The sequence below is a fragment of the Halobellus marinus genome (genome assembly GCF_032113415.1).
Taxonomy (GTDB): domain Archaea; phylum Halobacteriota; class Halobacteria; order Halobacteriales; family Haloferacaceae; genus Haloquadratum; species Haloquadratum marinus.
Window position 1 is genome coordinate 3,118,902 of record NZ_CP134946.1, and the last position, 21,420, is coordinate 3,140,321.

22 protein-coding genes and 1 tRNA gene are annotated in these 21,420 nt (G+C 60.0%); 13 read left to right on the forward strand and 10 right to left on the reverse strand.

Annotation, left to right across the window (positions count from 1 at the left end):
- Positions 1-11: 11 nt before the first annotated feature.
- Entirely contained in the window at positions 12-1,268 is a 1,257-nt protein-coding gene (glpB, locus tag RJT37_RS15440) for a glycerol-3-phosphate dehydrogenase subunit GlpB (protein ID WP_313685851.1), read from the reverse strand.
- On the reverse strand, positions 1,255-3,066 hold the full coding sequence (gene glpA, locus RJT37_RS15445; protein WP_313685852.1) for an anaerobic glycerol-3-phosphate dehydrogenase subunit GlpA: 1,812 nt from the start codon (positions 3,064-3,066) through the stop codon (positions 1,255-1,257). Before glpA ends, glpB begins: the two co-directional genes overlap by 14 nt.
- Positions 3,067-3,300: 234 nt before the next feature.
- On the opposite strand from glpA, the gene RJT37_RS15450 reads away from it, so the two are divergent.
- Complete coding sequence (locus RJT37_RS15450) at positions 3,301-3,981, forward strand: HAD-IIB family hydrolase (RefSeq protein WP_313685854.1); 681 nt, start codon at positions 3,301-3,303, stop codon at positions 3,979-3,981.
- Positions 3,982-4,086: 105 nt separating this feature from the next.
- Here the strand turns inward: RJT37_RS15450 and RJT37_RS15455 are convergent, their stop codons facing one another.
- Positions 4,087-4,296, reverse strand: coding sequence for an HEWD family protein (locus RJT37_RS15455; RefSeq protein WP_313685856.1), 210 nt, complete (start codon positions 4,294-4,296; stop codon positions 4,087-4,089).
- A gap of 101 nt (positions 4,297-4,397) precedes the next feature.
- Between RJT37_RS15455 and RJT37_RS15460 the strand changes: the two genes are divergently transcribed.
- Both RJT37_RS15460 and RJT37_RS15465 read left to right on the forward strand, forming a co-directional pair.
- On the forward strand, positions 4,398-4,952 hold the full coding sequence (locus tag RJT37_RS15460; protein WP_313685858.1) for a class I SAM-dependent methyltransferase: 555 nt from the start codon (positions 4,398-4,400) through the stop codon (positions 4,950-4,952).
- Positions 4,953-5,060: 108 nt separating this feature from the next.
- Positions 5,061-5,210, forward strand: coding sequence for a rubrerythrin-like domain-containing protein (locus RJT37_RS15465; protein WP_311171850.1), 150 nt, complete (start codon positions 5,061-5,063; stop codon positions 5,208-5,210).
- A 489-nt stretch (positions 5,211-5,699) separates the two neighbouring features.
- On the opposite strand, the gene RJT37_RS15470 is transcribed toward RJT37_RS15465, so the two are convergent.
- Positions 5,700-6,620 carry a DUF368 domain-containing protein gene (locus RJT37_RS15470; RefSeq protein ID WP_390209051.1) on the reverse strand — a complete coding sequence of 307 codons (921 nt, stop codon included), beginning with the start codon at positions 6,618-6,620 and terminating at the stop codon, positions 5,700-5,702.
- Positions 6,621-6,846: 226 nt separating this feature from the next.
- Between RJT37_RS15470 and RJT37_RS15475 the strand changes: the two genes are divergently transcribed.
- Both RJT37_RS15475 and RJT37_RS15480 read left to right on the forward strand, forming a co-directional pair.
- Positions 6,847-7,077, forward strand: coding sequence for a hypothetical protein (locus RJT37_RS15475; RefSeq protein ID WP_313685863.1), 231 nt, complete (start codon positions 6,847-6,849; stop codon positions 7,075-7,077).
- A gap of 83 nt (positions 7,078-7,160) precedes the next feature.
- The gene (locus RJT37_RS15480; RefSeq protein WP_313685864.1) at positions 7,161-8,336 is read left to right on the forward strand and encodes a redox-regulated ATPase YchF; all 1,176 of its coding nucleotides are present in this window, start codon (positions 7,161-7,163) and stop codon (positions 8,334-8,336) included.
- 42 nt (positions 8,337-8,378) lie between these two features.
- On the opposite strand, the gene RJT37_RS15485 is transcribed toward RJT37_RS15480, so the two are convergent.
- On the reverse strand, positions 8,379-9,500 hold the full coding sequence (locus RJT37_RS15485; RefSeq protein ID WP_313685865.1) for a pyridoxal phosphate-dependent aminotransferase: 1,122 nt from the start codon (positions 9,498-9,500) through the stop codon (positions 8,379-8,381).
- A 97-nt stretch (positions 9,501-9,597) separates the two neighbouring features.
- Here RJT37_RS15485 and RJT37_RS15490 point away from each other — a divergent pair, with 97 nt between their 5' ends.
- The 4 genes from RJT37_RS15490 (at position 9,598) to RJT37_RS15505 (ending at position 12,006) form a co-directional block, all read left to right on the forward strand.
- Positions 9,598-10,311 carry an SDR family NAD(P)-dependent oxidoreductase gene (locus tag RJT37_RS15490; protein ID WP_313685867.1) on the forward strand — a complete coding sequence of 238 codons (714 nt, stop codon included), beginning with the start codon at positions 9,598-9,600 and terminating at the stop codon, positions 10,309-10,311.
- Positions 10,312-10,406: 95 nt separating this feature from the next.
- Positions 10,407-10,649, forward strand: a complete 243-nt coding sequence (locus tag RJT37_RS15495; protein WP_313685869.1) for a hypothetical protein — start codon at positions 10,407-10,409, stop codon at positions 10,647-10,649.
- Between the two features lie 68 nt (positions 10,650-10,717).
- A tRNA-Leu gene (locus tag RJT37_RS15500) sits at positions 10,718-10,801 on the forward strand.
- Between the two features lie 50 nt (positions 10,802-10,851).
- Positions 10,852-12,006, forward strand: coding sequence for a tyrosine-type recombinase/integrase (locus RJT37_RS15505; protein ID WP_313685871.1), 1,155 nt, complete (start codon positions 10,852-10,854; stop codon positions 12,004-12,006).
- A 174-nt stretch (positions 12,007-12,180) separates the two neighbouring features.
- On the opposite strand, the gene RJT37_RS15510 is transcribed toward RJT37_RS15505, so the two are convergent.
- Positions 12,181-12,672, reverse strand: coding sequence for a hypothetical protein (locus tag RJT37_RS15510; RefSeq protein ID WP_313685872.1), 492 nt, complete (start codon positions 12,670-12,672; stop codon positions 12,181-12,183).
- A 119-nt stretch (positions 12,673-12,791) separates the two neighbouring features.
- The gene (locus RJT37_RS15515; RefSeq protein WP_313685874.1) at positions 12,792-13,253 is read right to left on the reverse strand and encodes a hypothetical protein; all 462 of its coding nucleotides are present in this window, start codon (positions 13,251-13,253) and stop codon (positions 12,792-12,794) included.
- A 252-nt stretch (positions 13,254-13,505) separates the two neighbouring features.
- Here RJT37_RS15515 and RJT37_RS15520 point away from each other — a divergent pair, with 252 nt between their 5' ends.
- The 3 genes from RJT37_RS15520 (at position 13,506) to RJT37_RS15530 (ending at position 16,633) form a co-directional block, all read left to right on the forward strand.
- Positions 13,506-14,321 (forward strand): IS5 family transposase, encoded by an 816-nt coding sequence (locus tag RJT37_RS15520; RefSeq protein ID WP_313684617.1) that lies wholly within the window; start codon positions 13,506-13,508, stop codon positions 14,319-14,321.
- Positions 14,322-14,578: 257 nt separating this feature from the next.
- Complete coding sequence (locus RJT37_RS15525) at positions 14,579-15,520, forward strand: hypothetical protein (protein WP_313685875.1); 942 nt, start codon at positions 14,579-14,581, stop codon at positions 15,518-15,520.
- 117 nt (positions 15,521-15,637) lie between these two features.
- Positions 15,638-16,633, forward strand: coding sequence for a tyrosine-type recombinase/integrase (locus RJT37_RS15530; RefSeq protein WP_313685876.1), 996 nt, complete (start codon positions 15,638-15,640; stop codon positions 16,631-16,633).
- A 436-nt stretch (positions 16,634-17,069) separates the two neighbouring features.
- Here the strand turns inward: RJT37_RS15530 and RJT37_RS15535 are convergent, their stop codons facing one another.
- On the reverse strand, positions 17,070-18,080 hold the full coding sequence (locus tag RJT37_RS15535; RefSeq protein WP_313685877.1) for a tyrosine-type recombinase/integrase: 1,011 nt from the start codon (positions 18,078-18,080) through the stop codon (positions 17,070-17,072).
- Between the two features lie 724 nt (positions 18,081-18,804).
- On the reverse strand, positions 18,805-19,659 hold the full coding sequence (locus RJT37_RS15540; protein WP_313685879.1) for a hypothetical protein: 855 nt from the start codon (positions 19,657-19,659) through the stop codon (positions 18,805-18,807).
- A gap of 125 nt (positions 19,660-19,784) precedes the next feature.
- Between RJT37_RS15540 and RJT37_RS15545 the strand changes: the two genes are divergently transcribed.
- Positions 19,785-20,600, forward strand: a complete 816-nt coding sequence (locus tag RJT37_RS15545; protein ID WP_313684617.1) for an IS5 family transposase — start codon at positions 19,785-19,787, stop codon at positions 20,598-20,600.
- Between the two features lie 163 nt (positions 20,601-20,763).
- Here RJT37_RS15545 and RJT37_RS15550 read toward each other — a convergent pair whose 3' ends face one another.
- On the reverse strand, positions 20,764-21,342 hold the full coding sequence (locus RJT37_RS15550) for a hypothetical protein (RefSeq protein ID WP_313685881.1): 579 nt from the start codon (positions 21,340-21,342) through the stop codon (positions 20,764-20,766).
- Between the last annotated feature and the right edge of the window lie 78 nt (positions 21,343-21,420).

A 21,420-nucleotide genomic window follows, 5' to 3' on the forward strand; every position in this document is an offset into this window, starting at 1 on the left:
CTCCCGTATACTCATTGTGTCACCTCCTCGCCCGCGCGTCGCCCGGCGTACGCGCCCGTCGCGAGCGAGACGCCCGCGGCGGACTTCTCGCGGGCCACGTCGGCGCCGCCGAGGACGCCGCCGGCAGCCCGGAGGTTCGCGAAGTGTTCGTCGCCCGATTCGTCTCTCGGCCGCAGGTCGTCGTCCGGGTCGACGCCGAAACGCGCGAAGGCGTGGTCGCCGAACGCCGCTGCCTCGGACCACTCGTAGCGGTCGTCGGGATGCGGCACGTGACAGCCGAAAAGCGGCTCCGTGACCGACTCCCGGTCGGAGTCGATCCCCTTGCCGACGAGGCCGCCCGTCGCGAGGACGAACTCGTCGGCGTAGTACGGCACCTCGGTTCCGCGCCGGTCGACGAGCACGGACTCGATCCGGCCCTCGTCGGCCTCGTAGCCGACTGCCGGGTTGCCGGATGCCATCCGGACACCGGCGGCGTCGAGCGCGGAGATCAGGCGGTCCTCCAGTTGCATCCCGAGCAGGCTCGGCGGCCCGGTCGGGATGTCGAACACCGCCGCACCGAGGCGGTCTTCGAGCTCCGCGCGGACCGCGTCGTCGTGGTCGTCGCCGAGCATCGCCGGAAAGCCGACGCGTCCGTGGCCGTCGAGTTCGGCGGCAACGGCCTCGGCGAGGCGCTCCCGAACGTTTTCCTCGTCGTCGTCGAGCGCCTTCGCCAGCCGTGTCGTCCGCGCGTCGTCGCGGAACGTGATCGGGAACTCGACCGTCGCGCCGTCGACTTCGAAGGGGACGCCGGTCGCCGCGAGATGGTCCGCGGCGGCCGGGGCGTCGAAGTCCGTCAGCTCCCTGAATCCGACGAGCAGGGTGTCCTCGGGCACGCTCGCGAGTCCGGGCTCCACCGACGCCGGATACCGCGCTGTCGGCTTGATCGTCCCGCCGTGGGTGAGCACGAGGGCATTGCGGTCGGTGTGGCTGCCCACGTAGGCGTCGCCGACGGCCGAGTCGAAGATCCCCAGTCCGTCCCGAATCGCGTCGACGCCGACGATGCGGTACGGGTGGGTCTCCGGCAGACGGTCGATGGCCTCAAACGGGTCGGCGATCGGACCCTCGCCGTCGACGGCGCCGAGGACGTCCACCAGGCCGCTGGCCTGCCGGAGCGTGCTCTTCTTGTGGGAGAGCAGGCGGACCTGCACGCCCGACTCCGCGGCAGCCAGCGCCGCCGTCATCCCGGCGATGCCGCCGCCGACGACGAGGACGTCGTCACGGATCGGCATCGGTCCCTCCGGGGTCGCGGTCGGCAGTGGGATTCTCGTTCGGCGTCCCGCCGTCGGTGACGCCGACGTGGCCGTTCTCCCCCGATCTCTCGGCGGCGTTCGCCCGTCCGTCGCCGGAGTCCTCGCTCGCTCCTGTGTCGAACGCCCCGAAGTCGACCGGGTCGTCCGACGCTGCAGGGTCGCTGTCGCGGTTCATTGTCGTCGCGTGGAGGAGATGCTTCAGCATCGCCTGCGAGAGCTGTTCGCCCCACAGCGCGTGTCGTTCGCCCTTCCAGCGCTCCTGGTAGAGGTCGTCGAGCGCGGCGCGGGCAGTCGGCTCATCGTACGTCGGATAGAGTTCGTTCGCCATCCGGTGACAGCAAAAGGCGCCCTGACAGTTCCCCATCGACGCCCGGGTCCGGATGCGGACGGCGTTGAGTTCCGAGCCGGCGCCGTCGATCGCGTCGTGGATCTCCGCGCGCGTGACGGCCTCACACTCACAGACGGTCGGGTTGGGACCCTCCCACTCGCCGAGCACCTCGTCGACTCGCGATCCGAGCCGCTGACCGCTCCGTCGGCCGATCGGCGAGCGGAGGCCGAACTCGTCCATCCAGTCGCGGAGGATCGAGAAGTCCTCCGAGCCCGGCAGCGGCTCCTCGGCGGTTCGGCAGTCGGCGTCGACGCCGAGTTTCCCACAGACGTGATCGGAAATCTCCTCGGCCATCAGCCGGTAGGTCGTGAGCTTGCCGCCGACGATCGAGGTCATTCCCCCCAGGTCGTCGCGCTCGTCGTGATCCAAGAGGAAGAACTGCCGGGTGATGTCGGTCGGGTCCTCGCTACCGACCTCTGGAGGCTCGTACAGCGGCCGCACGCCCCAAAAGGAGCGGATCGTTCGGGCCTCCGCGAGGATCGGCACCAACTCGGAGAGGGTGTCGATCATCATATCCACTTCCCATCCCTCCTCTGGGTAGTCCTCGGGGTCGTCGACCTCCTCGTCGGTCGTGCCGAGGATACAGGTGGTCTCGTGGGGAACGACGATGTCGGCGTCGCCCTTCGGCCGGCAGCGGTTGATGACGGTGTCGACCTGCCGGACGTTCATAATCGTCATCACGCCCTTCGAGGGCCGGACGGCGATGTCGACGCCGGCCATCTCGCCGATCTGGCCGGCCCACGCGCCGGTGGCGTTGACGACGTAATCGGCATACAGTTCCTCCGTCTCTGTTTCCGTTCCGTGCTCGTACGTCCCGGTCCCGGCGTCGTGTTCGACCTCGACGCCGACGACGTCGCCCTCCTCGACGAGCACGTCGGTGACCTCGCTGTGGGTCTCGACGCGCGCGCCGTGCTGGACAGCGTCGGCAGCGTTGGCGACACAGAGGCGGAAGGGATCGACGGCACCGTCGGGGACTCGGATCGCGCGTTCGATGTCCTCGGCGAGGTACGGTTCCAACGCCTTCGCTTCGTCGGCGGAGAGCACTTCGGCGGGGATCCCACAGTCGTGGCAGCCTTCGAGCTTTCGCTCGAAGTACTCGTCGTCGTCCTCGGGGCGCTGGACGAACAGCCCGCCGGTCATCTCGACGCAGTGACCGGCGATCCGGCGGAGCACGCGATTCTCCCGGATACATTCCTCGGCGGACGCCTGGTCGGAAACCGCATAGCGGCCGCCGCTGTGGAGGAGCCCGTGCATCCGCCCGGTCGTCCCGTGGGTCAGGTTGCCCTTCTCGACGAGGGTGACCTCAAGGCCGCGCATCGCGAGATCCCGCGCGATGCCGCAGCCGGTCGATCCCCCGCCGATGACGAGGACGCTCGGTTCTTTACTCATTTCCCAGTTTTATCTTTGCCAGCACGCACTTTAGAGTAGCGTCTGTCGGGACCGTGAGGGTAGACCATCGGCACCATCGTCGAGTCCTGCAACGGTGGATCATCGGCGCCGTCGTCGAGTCCCGCAACGGTGGACCATCGGTGCCGTCGTCGAGTCCCGCAACGGTGGATCATCGGCGCCGTCGTCGAGTCCCGCAACGGTGGACATTTCAGCCACCGGCGCTAAGCCGGAGCAATGACTGCCGACACACCGCCGCTCGTCCTCGATATCGATGGAACACTCACTGACGGCTCGGGCCGCCTCGACCCGCGGACGTTCGAGTATCTGCCGCACTGGGATGCACCCGTCGTACTCGCGACGGGAAAGGCGTTTCCGTACCCAGTGAGCCTCTGTCACTACTTCGGCCTCGAAAACAACGTGATCGCCGAGAACGGCGGCGTCGTGCTCGCTAAGGGGGCCGTCTCGTATCAGGGCGATCGCGACCGCGCGCAGGCCGTTGCCGACGAATTCGTCGCGCGGGGGGGCGATCTCGGCTGGCCCGGCTTCGCTGCACTCAACGAGTGGCGCGAGACGGAGGTCGCTGTCAACACCGCGGCCGACCTGGACCTCCTGCGGACGGTCGCCGCCGAGTACGACCTGGAAGTTTTCGATACCGGCTACGCCTACCACGTCAAGACGCCGGGCGTCGAGAAAGGCACCGGCCTCGAAGCCGTCGCCGACGTGCTCGACCGCGAACCGACGGACTTCGTCGCGATCGGCGACAGCGTGAACGACGTCTCGCTGTTCCGGGCCGCGGGCCGGTCGTTCGCCGTCGCCAACGCTGACACCGACGCGCGCGAGGCCGCCGGCACTGTCGTGGAGAAATCGTACTTCGACGGGACGAGTTCGGTACTGGACTCGCTCAGGTCGGCGTAACCGGTCACGGGAAGGGTTCGCTCAGGTCGGCGTGACTGGTCGCAAGAACGGTTCGCTCAGGTCGAGGTGACCGAGTCGGAGGATGAAATTCGTTCGGGGGTGTCGCTACGCTTCGGCGGCGTCGCTCTTGTCGTCGAACGGGACGAACGTGCCGTTGATGTCCCACTCGTGGATACAGTAGGGACTTCCCACAGTGTGGGGTTCACCCTCGTCGTTCACGGCGAGTTGCCATCTACCGGCGTCGTCGTCCCACTCTTCGATCCGTCCGCAGCGTTCGCAGATCCGTTCGCTCGGTGTGCGGAGTCCCGATGTCATTACTGGAGATGGCACGCCCGAGTGATTTAACAGTGACTCCTTCGGCAGCGGCCGCAAGTCAGGTCGAACAGCCTTTTGCCCGCGCCACTCGTTCGTTGCGTATGGGATTCCACACGTTCGACCACGAGCGGGCCGCCGACCTCGAGGACCCCGGTCGCTACCGGTTCTGTTCGCGCGAGGAGCTTTTGGCCGCCCTGGACCTCGCTCCCAAAGACGTTGTCGCCGACATCGGGAGCGGGACGGGCTTTTACACCGACGAGGTCGCGCCACACGCAGACCGAGTCTATGCGATCGACGTACAGCCCGAGATGCACGACCTGTACCGGGAGAACGGTGTCCCGGACAACGTCGAGTTCGTGACGACCGACGCCGCGTCGCTTCCCTTCGCTGACGACGAACTCGACGGCGTCTTCTCGACGATGACCTACCACGAGTTCGCCGCCCCCGAGGCGTTCGCGGAACTGGCGCGGGTGATCCGCCCCGGTGATCGCGTCGTTACCGTCGACTGGTCGAAGACTGGCGCGGGCGCAGACGGTCCGCCGATGGACGAACGCTTCGGGCTCGCAGACGCCGTCGAGGCGTTCGAGGAGGCCGGATTCACGACGGTCGAAGCGTCCTCACGGCGAGAGACGTTCGTCCACGTCGCGTCCAGATAGGTTCAAAAGCGGCTAATAATCGACCTAATATTAAGAGATTATAGGTATGTATATTCATTCTGCTATATTAACGGAACCCTTTTGAGTCCTTGTGAACTGCTACCATATATGGTGATATACAACCGAGACATCGATCCATACCATCCGGAAGAGAGCCGGTACGAATGTTGTGTCTGCGGCGCACGCGCAGACTCCGGCGGCGTCTGCGACGCCTGTGGCAGTGAATCGTTACAGAACATCGCGGTCCCACGGGAGTGATCTGGCTGGGGAACGCGAAACCGCCGGCGACGCCGGACGGGCGATGCCACGCGGGATGCAGTCCCGTCGGTCGGGTGGCATCTACTCCCGTCGGCCGCCGGCACGACAGTAGCGTTTGCACGTCTTCGCTCACCCGATCGCACGCCGCCGTGCGACCGGGTGAGTAATCAGTTGCAAACGCTACTACAACTGGCCACACAATTCGACCGTGCGGATCCCCCGAGTTCGCCGGATCGCTCGGGGCGTCGCCGTCTGCTCTGCCGGCGGCTCCCCGACCGCCGACACGGTCGAATCCGGTAGTCCGTGCCACTGTGTGCACGATTGTCGACGACGAACGCTGCTGGAACCGCTCGGACTACCTCTGCCTCTACTCCGCCGCGCGTTCGATCCGGCATCGGATTCTGTTCTGCCGTTGCTTGCTGGGCGGGACTGTCCATCGGCTTTGCGCCTCAATACGTCGGCTCCGAATACTCGAAAGCGCGCTGAGGCTCAGTCAGGTTGCGTCTCTCCGTCGATCTCGGCGATCCCAGTATATCGATCGAGGAGGACGACGAGGAGCGCTCCGACGACCGCGGCCGCCGAGAACGCCGCGACCGCAGTCGGCGTCCAGGTCCGTCCCAGTTCCGCGAGGTGCGTCCCTGCTCGGGCGACCGGTGCGCGAAGTGCGCCGACGATCAGCGCGACGAGGAACGCGAGGGTCGCTGCCCGGGCACGTGCGAGCGCCCAGCGGACCGCGTGGGCGACCGTGAACAGGCCCACGACCGCACCGAGCAGGAACGCGACCACGACGGCGCCGTGTTCCCGGAGCGGCGCGATCGGCCCGCCCGTTACGAGCGCGAGCAGGGCGTCGACGAACGACGAGAGCGTCCCGGTCATATACTCGTACTGGCCGAGGATGATGAGCAGCAACGACCCGGAGACGCCCGGCAGAATCATCGCACTCACAGCGATTGCACCCGCGACGACGGTCACAGGGAGCCCGGTGCCCAGCGTCGCGGCCGCGCGCCCCGAAACGACGAAGGCGAAGACGAATCCCGCGATGGCGGCACCGACACGCGCCGGCGTATCCACGGCGACCTCGGAGAACAGTACCCACGCCGAGGCCGCGATGAGTCCGAAGAAGAACCCGAATGTGACGACCGGGACCGTCTGAATTCCGATATGGACTACGCGAGTGATCGTGACAATAGCGGTTGCGATCCCCGCACCGAGGACGACGAGGAATCCCGCGTCGACCGCGCGGAGCGCTTCGATCGCGTCCGCGCGGCGGTCCGGGAGTATCCCAGTCAGGACCGCGTAGATGCGAGCGGGCGAGACGGCGGTGATCGCGACGATCAGCCGCTCGTAGATGCCGGTCACGAGTGCGATCGTCCCGCCCGAAACCCCGGGGACGGCGTCTGCTGCCCCCATACAGACGCCTTTCAGGTAGACGACGAGCCACGACGTCCCCGTCGGATCGAGCGCCGCCGCCGCGCTCTCGCTTCTCGTCTCCCCGGCGGTTCGCGACCCGTCCCGCTCTTTCGACATACCACCCCGTTCGGGAGCCCCCCACTCCGGGCTTTCGTTTCGTGGCGTGGACAGCGAACGAGGGAATCCGCCGAAAGAAACAGTAGTTTGCATTGAGATATGTTCGCATATGCCAATAATCACCGTCGAAGTCGACCGGGATCTCAAACAGCGGATGGACGAGCAGCCGGACGCCGACTGGGACGAAGTCGTCCAGCAGGCCATCAGAGAGCGGCTGGAAAAACTCGAACTGCTCGAAGAACTCACCGAGGAGACGGAACTCACCGAGGCGGACGCCGAGGAACTGGCGTCGAAGATGGACGAGATCGCCCGGGAGCGTATCGAGGCGGAGTCGCGGTAGTCAGTAGCAAAATACTGGGCAAATCGCGCCGTCGGGGGCGACGGGACGGAAACCTACTTCCCGCCGTCGATTCTCCTTCCGGTATGCTCTCGCTTGCGCTCGCGGGCAAGCCCAACGCGGGCAAGTCTACCTTCTATCGGGCCGCGACGATGGCCGATGTCGACGTCGGCAACTACCCGTTCACCACGATCGACCCCAACCGCGGGGTGACCCACGCCCGAACGCGCTGTCCCTGCCTCGACCGCGAGGAACGCTGCGGCAACTGCGAGGACGGCGTCCGGTACGTCCCGGTCGAACTCTTAGACGTCGCCGGACTCGTCCCCGGCGCACACGAAGGACGCGGGCTTGGAAACCAATTCCTCGACGCGCTCACCGACGCTGACGCCATTCTCACCGTCCTCGACGCCGCAGGCGGCACGGACGCCGAGGGCGAACCGGTCGAGGTGGGCACGTACGACCCGCTCGAAGAGGCCGACTTCGTCGAGGCGGAACTCGAACAGTGGCTCGCGGGGATCATCGAGCGGAACTGGGAGACGGTCGTCCGGAAATCCCGCTCGCCCGACTTCGACATCGACGCGGCGCTCACGGAGATGCTGACGGGCTTCGGTGCATCGGAGTACGACGTCGCGGCGTCGCTGCGGGCGGTCGAGTACCCCGGCGACCCACAGCAGTGGAGCGACGAGGACCGCGAACGGCTCGCACGTGACGTCCGGGAACGGACGAAGCCGATCGTGCTCGTCGCCAACAAGGCCGACATCGCGCCGGCAGAGAACCTCGATCGGCTGGGCGAGGTCGAAAAGCCGGTCGTTCCCGCCACCGCCGACGGCGAACTCGCGCTGCGGAACGCCGCCGAGGCTGGCGTCGTGGAGTATCTTCCAGGCGATGAGGATTTCGACGTCGTCGGCGACGTCTCCGACACCCAGCGGAACGGCCTCGAGACGATCCGGGAGGTGATGAGCGAATACGGCGGAACCGGCGTCCAGGCCGCGATCGACACCGCGGTCTACGACGTCCTGGATATGGTGACCGCCTACCCCGTCGAAAACGAGACCAGATGGACCGACGGGACCGGCGAGATGCTCCCTGACGCCTTCCTCCTGCCCCGCGGGTCGACGCCGCGGGATCTCGCCTACGCGGTCCACTCGGACATCGGCGAGGGCTACCTCCACGCCGTCGACGCCCGGTCGAACCGCCGGATCGCCGAAGACTACGAACTCGACGAGGGGGACGTCGTGAAGATCGTCAGCACGGCGACGTAGCCGGCGGAGAGCAGGGAGATCTCGGATCGGCGGAGTCGACGATCAGGCGACCGCGTCGTAGGCGTCTTCCATTATCTCCAGCGCCTCGCGCAGCGATTCCTCGTCTGTCGCATAGGAGAGTCGCGCGTAGCCCGCTCCGGCGTCGCCGAACGCTTCGCCCGGGACGACGACGACGCCACGGTCCAGACACTCGTCGACGAAGCCCTCTGGCACCTCCGGCATACAGTAGAACGCGCCGCCGGGCGTGGGGACGTCCAGTCCGATGTCGGTGAGGCCGTCGACGACGATGTCGCGGCGGCGGCGGAAGGACTCGGTCATCTCTCCGACGAGGTCCTGCGGCCCGGTGAGCGCCGCCTCGGCCGCGAACTGCGAGGGTGCGGCGGCACAGGCCTGCGCGTACTGGTGGACGCGGAGCATCCGCTCGATCCGGGGCGTGGAGGCCGTGACCCATCCGAGCCGCCAGCCCGTCATCGAGTACAGTTTCGAGGCGGAGTTGACGACGACGACGTTGTCGCTGTCGGCGAATTCGATGGGGGAGCGGAACTCGCCGTCGAAGACGGTGTACTCGTATACCTCGTCCGAGATGCACAGGACGTCGTGTTCGTCAGCGATGCGCGCGAACTCGCGGATGTCTTCCGGCGGCGAGACGGCGCCAGTCGGGTTCCCGGGGCTGTTGACGACGAACGCGACGGTGTCGTCGGTGATCGCCGCCTCGACCGCCGCTGGATCGAGCGTCAGATCGTCGCGGAGCGGAACCGGGACGGGTGAGCCCCCAGTGAGTCGCGTGAGCGCGTCGTAGGAGACGAAGCCCGGATCGGGGATCAGCACCTCGTCGCCGGCGTCGACGTGGGCCTCCAGGGCGATGTGGAGCGCTTCCGACCCGCCCGCGGTGGCGATCACGTCGCCGGGGTCGACATCGACGCCCTGATCGCGGGCGTGTTTGTCGGCGATGGCTTCGCGGAGCGACTGCATCCCCTTGTTCTCGGTGTAGCCGTCGGCGAGTCCCTCGCGGATGGCCTCGGCGGCGGCCTCGCGGGCGTGGGCCGGCGCCGCAAAGTCCGGCTGTCCCAGCCCGAGGTTGATCGCGTCTTCGCCCGCGGCCTCGAAGACCTCGCGGATCCCGCTGATCGACACCTGCTCGACTCGGTCCGAAAAGTGCGCCATACTCTCTCCGGTGTCGGCCACCGGGTTAGGTTTTGCTTCCTCGGTCGAGCGACCCGATGCGGAACGCCCTTTGGCGCCCGCGCCGTCGACCCGGGCGATGACTGAGAACCGCCCGGAGCCGGAACTGTACGATTCGCTGGAGGGACAGGTCGCGCTCGTCACGGGCGCCAACCGCGGACTCGGCCGACAGATCGCCGCGAACCTGCACGATCTCGGGGCGACCGTCTTCGCCGCCACGCGGTCGATGCAGCACGACGTCCCCGACGAGTGGGAACACCTGCTCGTGGACGTCACTCAGGAGGGGGAGATCTCCGGCGCGGCCGACGAAATCTTCCAGTCCGCGGGGCGGTTGGACATCGTCGTCAACAACGCCGGGATCGCGGAGTTCGATTCCGACATCGTCTCCGAACCCGTCGAGACGATCGACAGGACGCTCGCGACGAACCTGCGCGGGCCGATGCTCGTCTGCAAGCACACTGTACCGCTGCTGCTCCAGACCAACGGCGGGCGCGTGGTCAACCTCTCTTCGGGGATGGGTGCACTCGCGGAGGAACAGACCGGCGGCTCCCCCGCCTACCGTGTCTCGAAGACCGGCGTGAACGGCCTCACCGCGTACCTGCACGGTGAGTACGCCGACGAGGGACTGCTCGCCAACTCGGTGTCCCCGGGCTGGGTCCGGACCGAGATGGGCGGCGAGGAGGCCGACCGATCGATCGAGGAGGGCGCGGAGACGCCGACGTGGCTCTGTCGGTTCCAGCCGGGCTCGCCGGCCGGGCACTTCTGGCGCGATCGCGAGATCATCGAGTGGTGAGCGGTCGACGCAGGCATCCCGGCCGACTGCGATCCGGCTTGCGGAAGCGAACCGCGTGGGACAACGCTTTGATCCCGGGCCGCCTTTCTCCCGGTATGACCGAAGACGTGGGACTCCGCGAACTCCCGGGAGTCATCGCGGACTACGCCGCGGGCGTCGGCGACGTGGTCGCACGCGGGCTGATCGTCGCTGCCGTTCCGCTGTTGCTCGTCGGCCTGCTCGGGCTCGTGATCGTGGGCGGTGGTGTCGCGCTCGTCCTCCTCGCGGTCCTCGTCCCCGCCATTGCGGCACTAGTCGCCCTCGAAGTTCCGTCGCGGGTTCGGGAGTATCTTGCGTAGGGTCCGCGGCCGACCGGACGGGAAAAAACCGGAGGCTTAAACCGCCGCGGAATCGAATCGGTGACTGCGCGAGGGTGGCCGAGTCTGGAAAAGGCGGCGGACTCAAGATCCGCTCTCGTAGGAGTCCGTGGGTTCAAATCCCTCCCCTCGCACTTCAGGCGCTCACGCGCCCGAAAACCGCGGAATCGGTGTAGGACCAACGATGAAACTCGGTTCCACCGAAGAAATGGTACTTGGCGACCGACGAGACGTAGAGATTTCCTTCCCGCTTGTTCCTGAAAAGACGGAGCAGATGCTCTCAAAGAAGGAATTAGTGGACTATACGGAAAACCGGAAAGCCCTCGCAACGTGGCTATTGATGGAGGGCAAAGATCCTCAAGAAGCGAAGGGATACAGCACGGATACGGTTAAGCGCTCGATGTACCGTCTCTCGTACTGTGAACGCGTGATCTGGCGCGAGTACGAACAGTACATCCCTATCCTCGATCACGGTCACGCGGATCAATACATTGAGGCGCTTGCCTACTCAGAGAAATCACAGAGCCACAAGCACGGGTGTCTCCACGCACTCAAGCGGTACTTCAAATGGCGACACCACAAGTACGGAGAGGAAGATTGGGAACCGGCCAGATCTTTCGCCTCCAACGGAAACGGGCAGCAGCCGCAGGACTACTTCACCAAAGAGGAACGGTTCAAGCTACGACAGGCCGCCTTACAGATCGGAGAGATACCATCGTATTCGACTGTCAAATCGGATGGGGAGCGACTACAACGCCTCAAGCCATACGTAGCCGAATACCGAGACAAACCTACTGAGTTGGTGTCGATAGATGATTGGGACGGGGTCGAATCGTGGAAGTTCACCTCCTTAGTGTGGACCAGCCTTGATGCAGGACTCCGACCAGCCGAAGTAGCCAAGGCCAGCACGAAATGGCTTGATCTCGAAAACAATCGTCTACTGATTCCGAAAGAGGACTCCACGAAGAACGAGGGGAATTGGAAAGTTGCCCTTCACCCGAAGACTTCCACCGCGCTCGAAAATTGGCGCTACGAGCGTCGTCACTATCCGAAGTACGACGACACCGACAAACTGTGGCTAACGACTCAGAGCAAACCCTACGGATCAAATTCGCTCCGAAATCTCCTTCATCACGTCTGCGATAAGGCGGGCATTGAAACGGAGAATCGGAAAGTCTCGTGGTACTCCATTCGTCACTCTGTTGGGACGTATATGACCGATGACCGGGATCTCGCTTCTACGAAAGAGCAGTTACGTCACAAGCGACCCGAGACGACGATGAAGTACGACGCCGCCCCTACTGAGGATCGAACGGACTCTCTCACTCGGATGGGATAACGGCGGGCTACAGTTTAGTCTCCCAGCGGAAAGCCGCGCACACGCTTCGGAGACCCCACATCACACCAACTCTGAATGCGGGTCTTCTGTCGGTACTATTTCCGAACGGACAAGCGGGTTTGCGGGCGCTTCAATAGAGCTAAAACGGATTAAGAAGTGAGAGGCACGCGAGATCTATTCCAATTTTGTCGGATGATTCAATCGCTCTCTGACAGTCACATACACTCCATCTTTGTCCTCAGCCGTTCTCACAGCAATAACTTCGTGGGTATCATAATCATAGCCAAGGTGATTTAGTATCGTCTCAGTTTTTGTTAGATACATATCACCCACTGAACACTCTTCTAACGTCGGGGCATAATGGGGATTATCGGAAGGGAAATCAGTTTCATAGTCGGCCCGAATGCTAAGCCAAATACTCCTTCCATCAGGGTTCCACTTGGATTCATTTGGCGTTTGGTTAATATCGAACCGAACTTCCAAGATCGTATGATTGTCCGTATCTAATATGTCGAGATTCAATTCTCCGCGTTCTTGTCTCTCGAATAAATCCTCAACCCGCTCATAATCCTCAAACCAGAAGTGTTTGTTGAGCCAATATCTCGCGGGTACATAATGCGTATACTCGCTGACTGAATAGGTATGCTTCTTTTTTTCGCAATCCATAAATCTCGAAAGGAGAGGTAGAAGATAGATTTATCTCTCCAATGGCTCCAATCTCATAGATTCCAATCTGTACAGGCGGAAAGCCGGCGATACGAAGCTTACCCCTTCAAACCGATTACTTAGAAGACTTCGAGGTAGTTCTCGATAACTTCCCGCTCATCCTCCGTTAGATCGAACAGATCGTACACCGTCTGATCAATCTCAGCTTCGAGGTCTTCGATACTTGTTTCTTCAACCGTCTGCCGGTCAGCCTCCAACGCCTCAATAAGTTGTTCTACGCCGTCCCGAGACTGCGGAATCGGGATCGTCTGCTCTTCGCCGCTCTTCATACTCCGCCCATCAACGGCGGCGTGGACGTACTTTGCTCGAAGCTTCTGCTCTTCTCTGTCGCCTCTATCCATCAATGGGTCCGTGATTTCGTCGGAGCGACCAGCGGTCACGGCAAATCGTTGATCTGCCTTTTCCTGAATGTCGGCGTTCACCGGGTAGCGCCGAGTCTGCCACTCGTAGTCGATGTATCCGAGGTCGCCGTCGAAGTCGCCGAGGTAGGCTTCAGGGAAGCGCTCAGTCCTACTCTCCAAGTCGATTGTATCCGTGATTTTGTCTGCTTTGTCCCGGAGCGTAGCGAATTCGCCATTAGGTTCTGAGGTGATGCAGGGAAGCTTTTCGACGTACTGTGAGCGGTACTCGTAGTAGCCTCCTGCTTTGACCGTCGTGATGTGTTTGAAGTAGAAGTCAAGATGCCTTGTTTTGCCGCTAGCTGACTGTAGTTTCAGACGCTCTCACAGGAAAATACCGTCAAGCTAACCGGGAATTGGACGCCGTCTGGCGATATGGGATCGCTCAGACGGCTCGCTCGGATGTGTCGAGATCTTGCCAAACAGCACGTAGATGACCCTGACGTACCCGCCGCGCCGAACGGCGCGGACGGGTACGCCAAGTGGACACAGATTGCGTTGATTTTGTTCCGCGTTGAGTTGGAGAAGAGTCTTCGTGAGACTGAAGACTACCTCAACGAGATGCCCGGTATCCTCGCCGTATTTGATCTCAACGAGGCACCACACTACAGTTCGTTCTGCCGGTGGGAAGACGAGTATCGGATGCGTGAACTCCGCCGCCTGCTCCGCGCTTCGGCGGAGCAGGCGGGCTGGAGTGGTGAAGCCGCAATCGATGCAAGTGGCTTCCAGCGTGATCAGACCAGCTATCACTACCGTGACCGTGCGAACTACTCGTTCCAGTCGATGAAGACAACCATCTTGATCGACGTGAACTCGCTAGCGATCAAAGACGTTCATTTCACGACACAGAAGGCGTGGGACGGCCACATCGGGATGCAGGTCTTCCGCCGGAACGCGGAAGACCTGCGTGTATTGTCTGCTGACGCGAACTACTCGTGGGGCGAACTCCGTGAGGAGTGTCGCTCGAACTCAACGCGACCACTGATCAAGCACAGGGAACAAACACCGTTGCAGAAGGCCCACAACGCCCGAATGACCGAGGATTACAACCAACGCTGGATGAGTGAGACGGGCTTCTCGCAGTTGAAAGAAGACGACGGCGAGAAGCTCCGCTCCCGGAGCTGGCACGGCCAGTTCCGGGAGCTGACTCGGAAGTGCATCGTCCATAACCTAACGCAGGCGGCGAGTTAGGGCTCGCCGCCTGCTCCCCTTCTCCGGACGTATCCGGGAGAGGCATCGCCGTCGTCACCGAAACAACGAAGCAAGATACCATAGTTTTGACCCTTCGGCAACCGCTGTCAGTAACAGCCGCTGTATCTTCTGACTGTAAGAACGCACCTCTGACAGCGTGAGACTACAAACAATCGACCCTACCCCGTCGCTGTCTTGCGTTCAACAAGGCATCTGAAAAGCAATACAGCAGAAAGTTAGATTATATTGAGACGTACTTGCTGGAAGAACTTGAACTGGAAACGACTGAGGAGTTTGGTAGTGAGGATGTTGAGCGGTACAGTAAGTGGCGGAAATACGAATCGTTAGATCGTGAGAAACCGCTGGGGACAACCACGTTGCAGGATGATATGTACCTGTTCCGTGAGTTCATCGAGTATTTGGTCAAACACCGACTGGCCCCCAAGCGCTTCGAGAACGCTGTCGAGATCCCAGACACAGACCGCGGAGATAGGGATGGTGTTGATGAAAAAAGACTTACTCCGGAGCGAGCGAAGACGATCTTGGAGTACCTACGGAAGTACCACTACGCCGACGTAGACCACGTGGCGATGGAGTTGTTCTGTCATTCAGGGCCACGGAAGTCAGGAGTATGGGGGCGTGATGTCCAGGACTTCGAGTACGATAACTGTATCCTCAATTACGCGCATCGACCCTCGACACCACTAAAGAAGGATGAAGAAAGCGAGCGGGAAGTCGATTTGTACGGTGAGGTCCCGGAGATCATTCAGGACCACCTCGATGAGCGGCGCCCGCCGGTAACCGATGAACACGGACGGAACCCCCTGCTGACGAAAGGAGACGGAAGAATCAGTCCGTCGTACCTGAAGAAACTCGTGTATAAGTGGACGCGCCCGTGCAAGGTCGGCGAAGAGTGTCCGCACGATCGTGATCCGACCTCGTGTGAGGCAGCACAGAGCAATAACGACGCATTCAGATGTCCGAGTAGCCGTGCGCCTCACCATATCCGAACTGGCTATATTACTGATCAACGGAATCGAGGCGTCTCATCGGATGCAATCGAGCAGCGGTGTGATGCATCGCCCCGCGTACAGGACCGGCACTACGACTTGCCTGACCAGACCGAAGAGCGCGAGCGCTACGATAACGAATTTAGGAATGCGGAAAATGATTCAGACTCCGGATTCGATCATAGTTGAACCGAGAATCAAGTTCGATCCCCAGCGTGTCGCTAGTATAGATGACGACGTTTCTCTTTGAGTCAAGTTCCGTTCGTGTTATCGTCTCCGGACGCTTCTGAGAGGAGTATGCCTACGATGGATTATGAGGCAGCTGCAGCACGAATACTCGCATATATCGACTCTGCGGATCACATTCACCCGGAGAACAAGCAGTTGATCAAAGACTATCACCGAGATATGCTTCTTGCAGACATCAGCGCCGCACAACAGCAGAAAGTCCTCGCCCACTTCAAGATCATAACCGATCACGTAGGCGAAACACGGTTCGTGGATTTAGACAAGGATGATATAACTGAGTTAGTCGCGTGGTTGTACACCCGCGGAACAGCCCCGTCAACAGTCGTTGATTACAAGCAGGCGATCAAACAGTTCTGGAAATGGCTCAACAACGGTGAGGATCCTGAAGAGACGAAATGGATCAAACGCGGGCCGATCGAACAGAAACGGATCCTTCCACAGAGTCTGCTTACACCAGCAGACATTCAGTCACTACTGGAAGCCTGTCACAATAACCGCGATCGGGCGTTTATCGCGGTTCTGTGGGAAACCGGAGCTCGTATCGGAGAACTCATCGACCTACAAGTGGGCGACATCGAACAATCGGCATTCGGCAGGCAAATGATTGTGTCTGGAAAAACCGGGTCGCGTCGGTTACTCTTGCTTGAATCGGAATCGTACCTCGACTCGTGGCTGACAGTTCATCCGAACTGGCAAACTGACGCGCCGTTGTGGTGTAAAATCGATACGAAACAAGGATCGCCTGATGAAACGATCAGTTACCAGTACATCAGACTCCGGATCTTAGACAAAGCCCGAGAACAGGCAGGCATCAACAAGCCAGTGAATCCCCATCACTTCAGGCACAGCCGCGCAACCTACCTAGCGAATCACCTGACAGAAGCACAGATGTGCACGTGGTTCGGGTGGGTGCCCGGCTCACGAGTTCCAGGAAGATACGTACATTTGTCGGGCCGGGATATCGACCGCGCATACGTGTCGATGCTGGACACCCGAGGATACACACGCCTGTTGGAATCCGACGGATCAGAAGCCACAACCCCAGCACCATAGCGAGGTGTGATAGAAGTCTTACCACGGTGGTTTATTTTTCGGAGAAACAGCTGAATCAGCCGTTAGGACGTACGTGCGAACATACTGATTCGGACGGTGGAAGTTAGCGTGCTTTCACCAACTCGAAGAGTGCATAAAGGATAGCGCTGACTCCGAACAGGAGTCCTATCGTACCCAAGAGTTGGTTTCGTGGTACGACGGTCGTCTGAGACACAACCAGCAAGGCCAATAGGATGACGAGAACAGCCAGCAGTCGATCTGTGCGGTCGGACATATTCCGCCATCCAACCTATTCGATGTAAATCGGTCGGTGACTTCTCTGTACTGAACATTCCTGTTTGCTGCGGAAAATCCTCTATGGCTTTCTCTTATAGAGGCTACGCAAATACCGAAAAAGATTGTAAGAGAAGAATCCGAAGCCGTATTCGATAGTGTACTAGATGTTGTCTAGGTATTCGCGCCGTTGCTCCATCTTTTCGCGGTCTGTGCGGCGGTCGTAGTGCTTGTCGAGCACTCGCTGGCTGACGTTGGCCCTGTCGCTGACCACCTTATCAGGCATATTGTTGTTTAGGCTATGCGTGATACTCCCGCGGCGAATCGCGTGTGGACTCACGCTTGACGGACACCGCGATGCAGAATCACGGGTCATCGCTTCGCACTCATCTGGGTTACGGTCGTGGGGACACTCGTCGTCGTAGACGCACGGTCGTGTCCATCGGTAGACGTAGCTTCGAAGTGTGGACTTTTTCGTCCGTCCCTGGCGAGAGGCTAACAACGGCGTCCGTCCGTACTCGTCAGTCACGTCGGGTCGCTGAGTGGATAACCAGTCGTCGAGCAGGTCACATACCTGATCTGAGAGTGCGACCAACCGCTCACCCTTACTTTGGTTCTTGATCGGGGTTCCCGTATCCGGACGATGCTGAACCTCAACACACTGATCATCCGGCGAGTAGTCGTCTACGTCGAGTGCGTGAACACCGCCGACACGCATCATCGTATGCCACATCAGGGAGATAGCAACGTGCGGGACTGTGGCGTACTCGTATTTTTCCAGATGGGCGAGTACAGCCGGTGCACGATCGCTGTCCAGCATCACATCCCGAGCGTTCTCATCAGGAGTGAGCGATGGCGACATCACCTTCTGACTCAGATCTTGTTCGACACCATCCATCGATTCTAACCACCGAATGAAAACCCGGAACGTGTTCATCTGAGATCGCTCACTGACCTTGTTCAGATCACCATCCTCACGCCGCCAGAGACGAAACCTCTGCAGGTCCCGTCCCCCGAGTGAATTGAGGTTCTCAATCTCTTGCTCGTCACACCAGCGGATGAAATGCTTGAGCTGGTATTCGTGGCTCTTCAGTGAGGCTTCGGAGAGCTCGGTGGCTCTGTCTGTGAGGTACAATTCTAACGCGGACTCGGCATCGATTGGTTCGAGACTCATAGTTGGTTTACTCCAAGGGCACGAATCGTGTGAGTCCCGGGTGCTCCCAATCACGAACCAGCGGTGATAGCGACTGACTCGGGCAAAAGGACGTGTGGTCACGCAGAATGCCCAAGGCCCGTCGGGTCCGTCAGATTTTCTGACGGGGCGAATTCAACGGACGGCGGCGGGTGTATATAAGCCAATACCGTTCTTACGATTTTGAGTTCGTCACCTAGCGTAACGGGGTCGTCGCCGTCTTGCGGTTCGTAAATACATACAACGGAGGTGTACTGAATCCTTTGGGTGGTGGGTGTGGTCGTGTTTAGTTAGGCGATCGCTGGCCGGGAAACTGCTTTCGGGTGGGAACGGAAGGGGCTGCACTCTCCAGGAGCGATACAACGCAAGGACCGTCGGACGCAGTTTGAGGACCGTGGTTCGAGAGAGGAGCCCTCTCGTCTTTGATAGATTTACTCTTGCAGCCGGGCAGAATCCTACGGGTTCTGCCGACATCACGAAAGGCAAAGAGCCTCTTCCGAACGACAGCGAGTCGCAGCCAAGGAGGGAATCCCTGGTGCCTCTGGCAGTCGGCGCCTCGTCTGAGGATATCGAGAGCGCGGGCTTCCAAAGTCCTCGATCCTCCGATTTCACTCCTAACTAAATAGATTAATTGCGTAGTATGTGCTATAGTATAATCCAAAATTATGGTAATAATAGAATAATATAATCAAACTTATTAGATTGGTTATATTTCTCGCCTGCCACCGTGTACATAGGGGGATGGTTCAACTTTAGCCCGAATTTCTTTTTCTTCGTGACGTTCTACCCGCGATTTATTCGAATTTTTTTCTCCCCATACGAATGTAACTTCTGTTCCTGGATCACTGTGTTCGATATCAATAACCCCTAAGGAGAGCATTTCACGTTTATATATAAGATATCCTGGATACTTTGATATACCGACAATATCTCCGCCTTTCAATACTTTATCGTAGTGTGTCTTTGACCAACGGTTGGCGGTATCAGGGATATCGATATACTTGTAGGTCTCTCCATCTCGAAATAGTGAGGCGTAGACGTCAACAACATCGTCGGCATCCCAGACGAATGTGACCTTCTTTCGCCGTGGAGTATCAACTCGTTTCTCGAGCGCCTCCCGTCCGATAAAATCGTGGTCGAAGGAAATATGACGCTCGTAGCCAAGTTCGACAGGTTCCATATAGTAGTCAGTGATGTCGTCCGAGTTGAAACTCCCGCCGATGGACATATTGGCTTCTATAGTATCTGCCCCTAGCCACTGTCTGTACCCCTTCATTTCATCGCTGTCATAGATTGCTGGCACAGGGAGCTTGATCCAGCCCGAACCGATCTTGCCGGTTTTGTATACCATCGAACCGAGCTGCCGCATCCCATACTCCTGACCAGCCTCTAAGATAGTATCTCTGACCTCGTGGTGGTACTCGTAGGGACCAAAGATTTCCAGACCCGGTGCTTCGGCCATACCGTGTCCCAGAGCGTACAGATCACGTCCGTTAATCGAGATCTCAGCCATCTTGAAGAAGGGGATTTTCGGTAGCGGATCGTCAGTCACCTCTTCCATTACTTCGAAGGCATTTGGACCCTGGATCTCGAATGCCTTGTTTTGCCGCTAGCTGACTGTAGTTTCAGACGCTCTCACAGGAAAATACCGTCAAGCTAACCGGGAATTGGACGCCGTCTGGCGATATGGGATCGCTCAGACGGCTCGCTCGGATGTGTCGAGATCTTGCCAAACAGCACGTAGATGACCCTGACGTACCCGCCGCGCCGAACGGCGCGGACGGGTACGCCAAGTGGACACAGATTGCGTTGATTTTGTTCCGCGTTGAGTTGGAGAAGAGTCTTCGTGAGACTGAAGACTACCTCAACGAGATGCCCGGTATCCTCGCCGTATTTGATCTCAACGAGGCACCACACTACAGTTCGTTCTGCCGGTGGGAAGACGAGTATCGGATGCGTGAACTCCGCCGCCTGCTCCGCGCTTCGGCGGAGCAGGCGGGCTGGAGTGGTGAAGCCGCAATCGATGCAAGTGGCTTCCAGCGTGATCAGACCAGCTATCACTACCGTGACCGTGCGAACTACTCGTTCCAGTCGATGAAGACAACCATCTTGATCGACGTGAACTCGCTAGCGATCAAAGACGTTCATTTCACGACACAGAAGGCGTGGGACGGCCACATCGGGATGCAGGTCTTCCGCCGGAACGCGGAAGACCTGCGTGTATTGTCTGCTGACGCGAACTACTCGTGGGGCGAACTCCGTGAGGAGTGTCGCTCGAACTCAACGCGACCACTGATCAAGCACAGGGAACAAACACCGTTGCAGAAGGCCCACAACGCCCGAATGACCGAGGATTACAACCAACGCTGGATGAGTGAGACGGGCTTCTCGCAGTTGAAAGAAGACGACGGCGAGAAGCTCCGCTCCCGGAGCTGGCACGGCCAGTTCCGGGAGCTGACTCGGAAGTGCATCGTCCATAACCTAACGCAGGCGGCGAGTTAGGGCTCGCCGCCTGCTCCCCTTCTCCGGACGTATCCGGGAGAGGCATCGCCGTCGTCACCGAAACAACGAAGCAAGATACCATAGTTTTGACCCTTCGGCAACCGCTGTCAGTAACAGCCGCTGTATCTTCTGACTGTAAGAACGCACCTCTGACAGCGTGAGACTACAAACAATCGACCCTACCCCGTCGCTGTCTTGCGTTCAACAAGGCAATCTCGAACCTACAGTCCGGAGGAGACACGTCACCAGAACCGAGCGGGTGATACTCCCCGTTCGGACTATACACTGGTCTGTCGATAGAGGCATCGTAGTCGCCGGTTTCTAGGTTGTATGCGATCCAATTATTCCCGACTGGAGATCCGACTGAGACAAACTTGTTCGCATCGAGGTAAAACAGCACTGTGTCTCGTATCTGGTAGCCTTCGTGGTTACACATCACGAGATGCTTCGCTTGCGGCGGTTCTCCCGTCTTGAAATTTTCAAAACTATTCACTCCTAGATCAGAGAACAACTGCAATGCGTCAGGACCCTCGACGTGCAGAGAAATCATATGGTGTGACTGATCCACAAGCACACACGTTTCCTGTACCGCTCGTTGTTCTTCGATCCAGTTCGTATATTCGTCGGGAAATGCGCTAGCGTCAGAAGGCGAATACACGGTATGTTTGATATCCATCCCGCGGAACCAATCGGCGATCTCACGGCTAGGTGGGAGGATATCCTCTAAAGTCTGGTAGCTCATTGCCTATCTGATAGATAATTCGACTCCGTAAATAAGTTACGGCACTCGAAATCAGACGATTACTCTAACCACAGAAAC

Coding starts and splice junctions, on each gene's coding strand:
- RJT37_RS15485 (WP_313685865.1), bottom strand. CDS start 9,500: ATGGCGCACTTTTCGGACCGAGTCGAGCAGGTGTCGATCAGCGGGATC.
- RJT37_RS15450 (WP_313685854.1), top strand. CDS start 3,301: ATGACTGCCGACACACCGCCGCTCGTCCTCGATATCGATGGAACACTC.
- RJT37_RS15505 (WP_313685871.1), top strand. CDS start 10,852: ATGAAACTCGGTTCCACCGAAGAAATGGTACTTGGCGACCGACGAGAC.
- RJT37_RS15530 (WP_313685876.1), top strand. CDS start 15,638: ATGGATTATGAGGCAGCTGCAGCACGAATACTCGCATATATCGACTCT.
- glpB (WP_313685851.1), bottom strand. CDS start 1,268: ATGCCGATCCGTGACGACGTCCTCGTCGTCGGCGGCGGCATCGCCGGG.
- RJT37_RS15540 (WP_313685879.1), bottom strand. CDS start 19,659: ATGGAAGAGGTGACTGACGATCCGCTACCGAAAATCCCCTTCTTCAAG.
- RJT37_RS15455 (WP_313685856.1), bottom strand. CDS start 4,296: ATGACATCGGGACTCCGCACACCGAGCGAACGGATCTGCGAACGCTGC.
- RJT37_RS15495 (WP_313685869.1), top strand. CDS start 10,407: ATGACCGAAGACGTGGGACTCCGCGAACTCCCGGGAGTCATCGCGGAC.
- RJT37_RS15520 (WP_313684617.1), top strand. CDS start 13,506: ATGGGATCGCTCAGACGGCTCGCTCGGATGTGTCGAGATCTTGCCAAA.
- RJT37_RS15550 (WP_313685881.1), bottom strand. CDS start 21,342: ATGAGCTACCAGACTTTAGAGGATATCCTCCCACCTAGCCGTGAGATC.
- glpA (WP_313685852.1), bottom strand. CDS start 3,066: ATGAGTAAAGAACCGAGCGTCCTCGTCATCGGCGGGGGATCGACCGGC.
- RJT37_RS15535 (WP_313685877.1), bottom strand. CDS start 18,080: ATGAGTCTCGAACCAATCGATGCCGAGTCCGCGTTAGAATTGTACCTC.
- RJT37_RS15465 (WP_311171850.1), top strand. CDS start 5,061: ATGGTGATATACAACCGAGACATCGATCCATACCATCCGGAAGAGAGC.
- RJT37_RS15490 (WP_313685867.1), top strand. CDS start 9,598: ATGACTGAGAACCGCCCGGAGCCGGAACTGTACGATTCGCTGGAGGGA.
- RJT37_RS15475 (WP_313685863.1), top strand. CDS start 6,847: ATGCCAATAATCACCGTCGAAGTCGACCGGGATCTCAAACAGCGGATG.
- RJT37_RS15470 (WP_390209051.1), bottom strand. CDS start 6,620: ATGGGGGCAGCAGACGCCGTCCCCGGGGTTTCGGGCGGGACGATCGCA.
- RJT37_RS15460 (WP_313685858.1), top strand. CDS start 4,398: ATGGGATTCCACACGTTCGACCACGAGCGGGCCGCCGACCTCGAGGAC.
- RJT37_RS15545 (WP_313684617.1), top strand. CDS start 19,785: ATGGGATCGCTCAGACGGCTCGCTCGGATGTGTCGAGATCTTGCCAAA.
- RJT37_RS15480 (WP_313685864.1), top strand. CDS start 7,161: ATGCTCTCGCTTGCGCTCGCGGGCAAGCCCAACGCGGGCAAGTCTACC.
- RJT37_RS15510 (WP_313685872.1), bottom strand. CDS start 12,672: ATGGATTGCGAAAAAAAGAAGCATACCTATTCAGTCAGCGAGTATACG.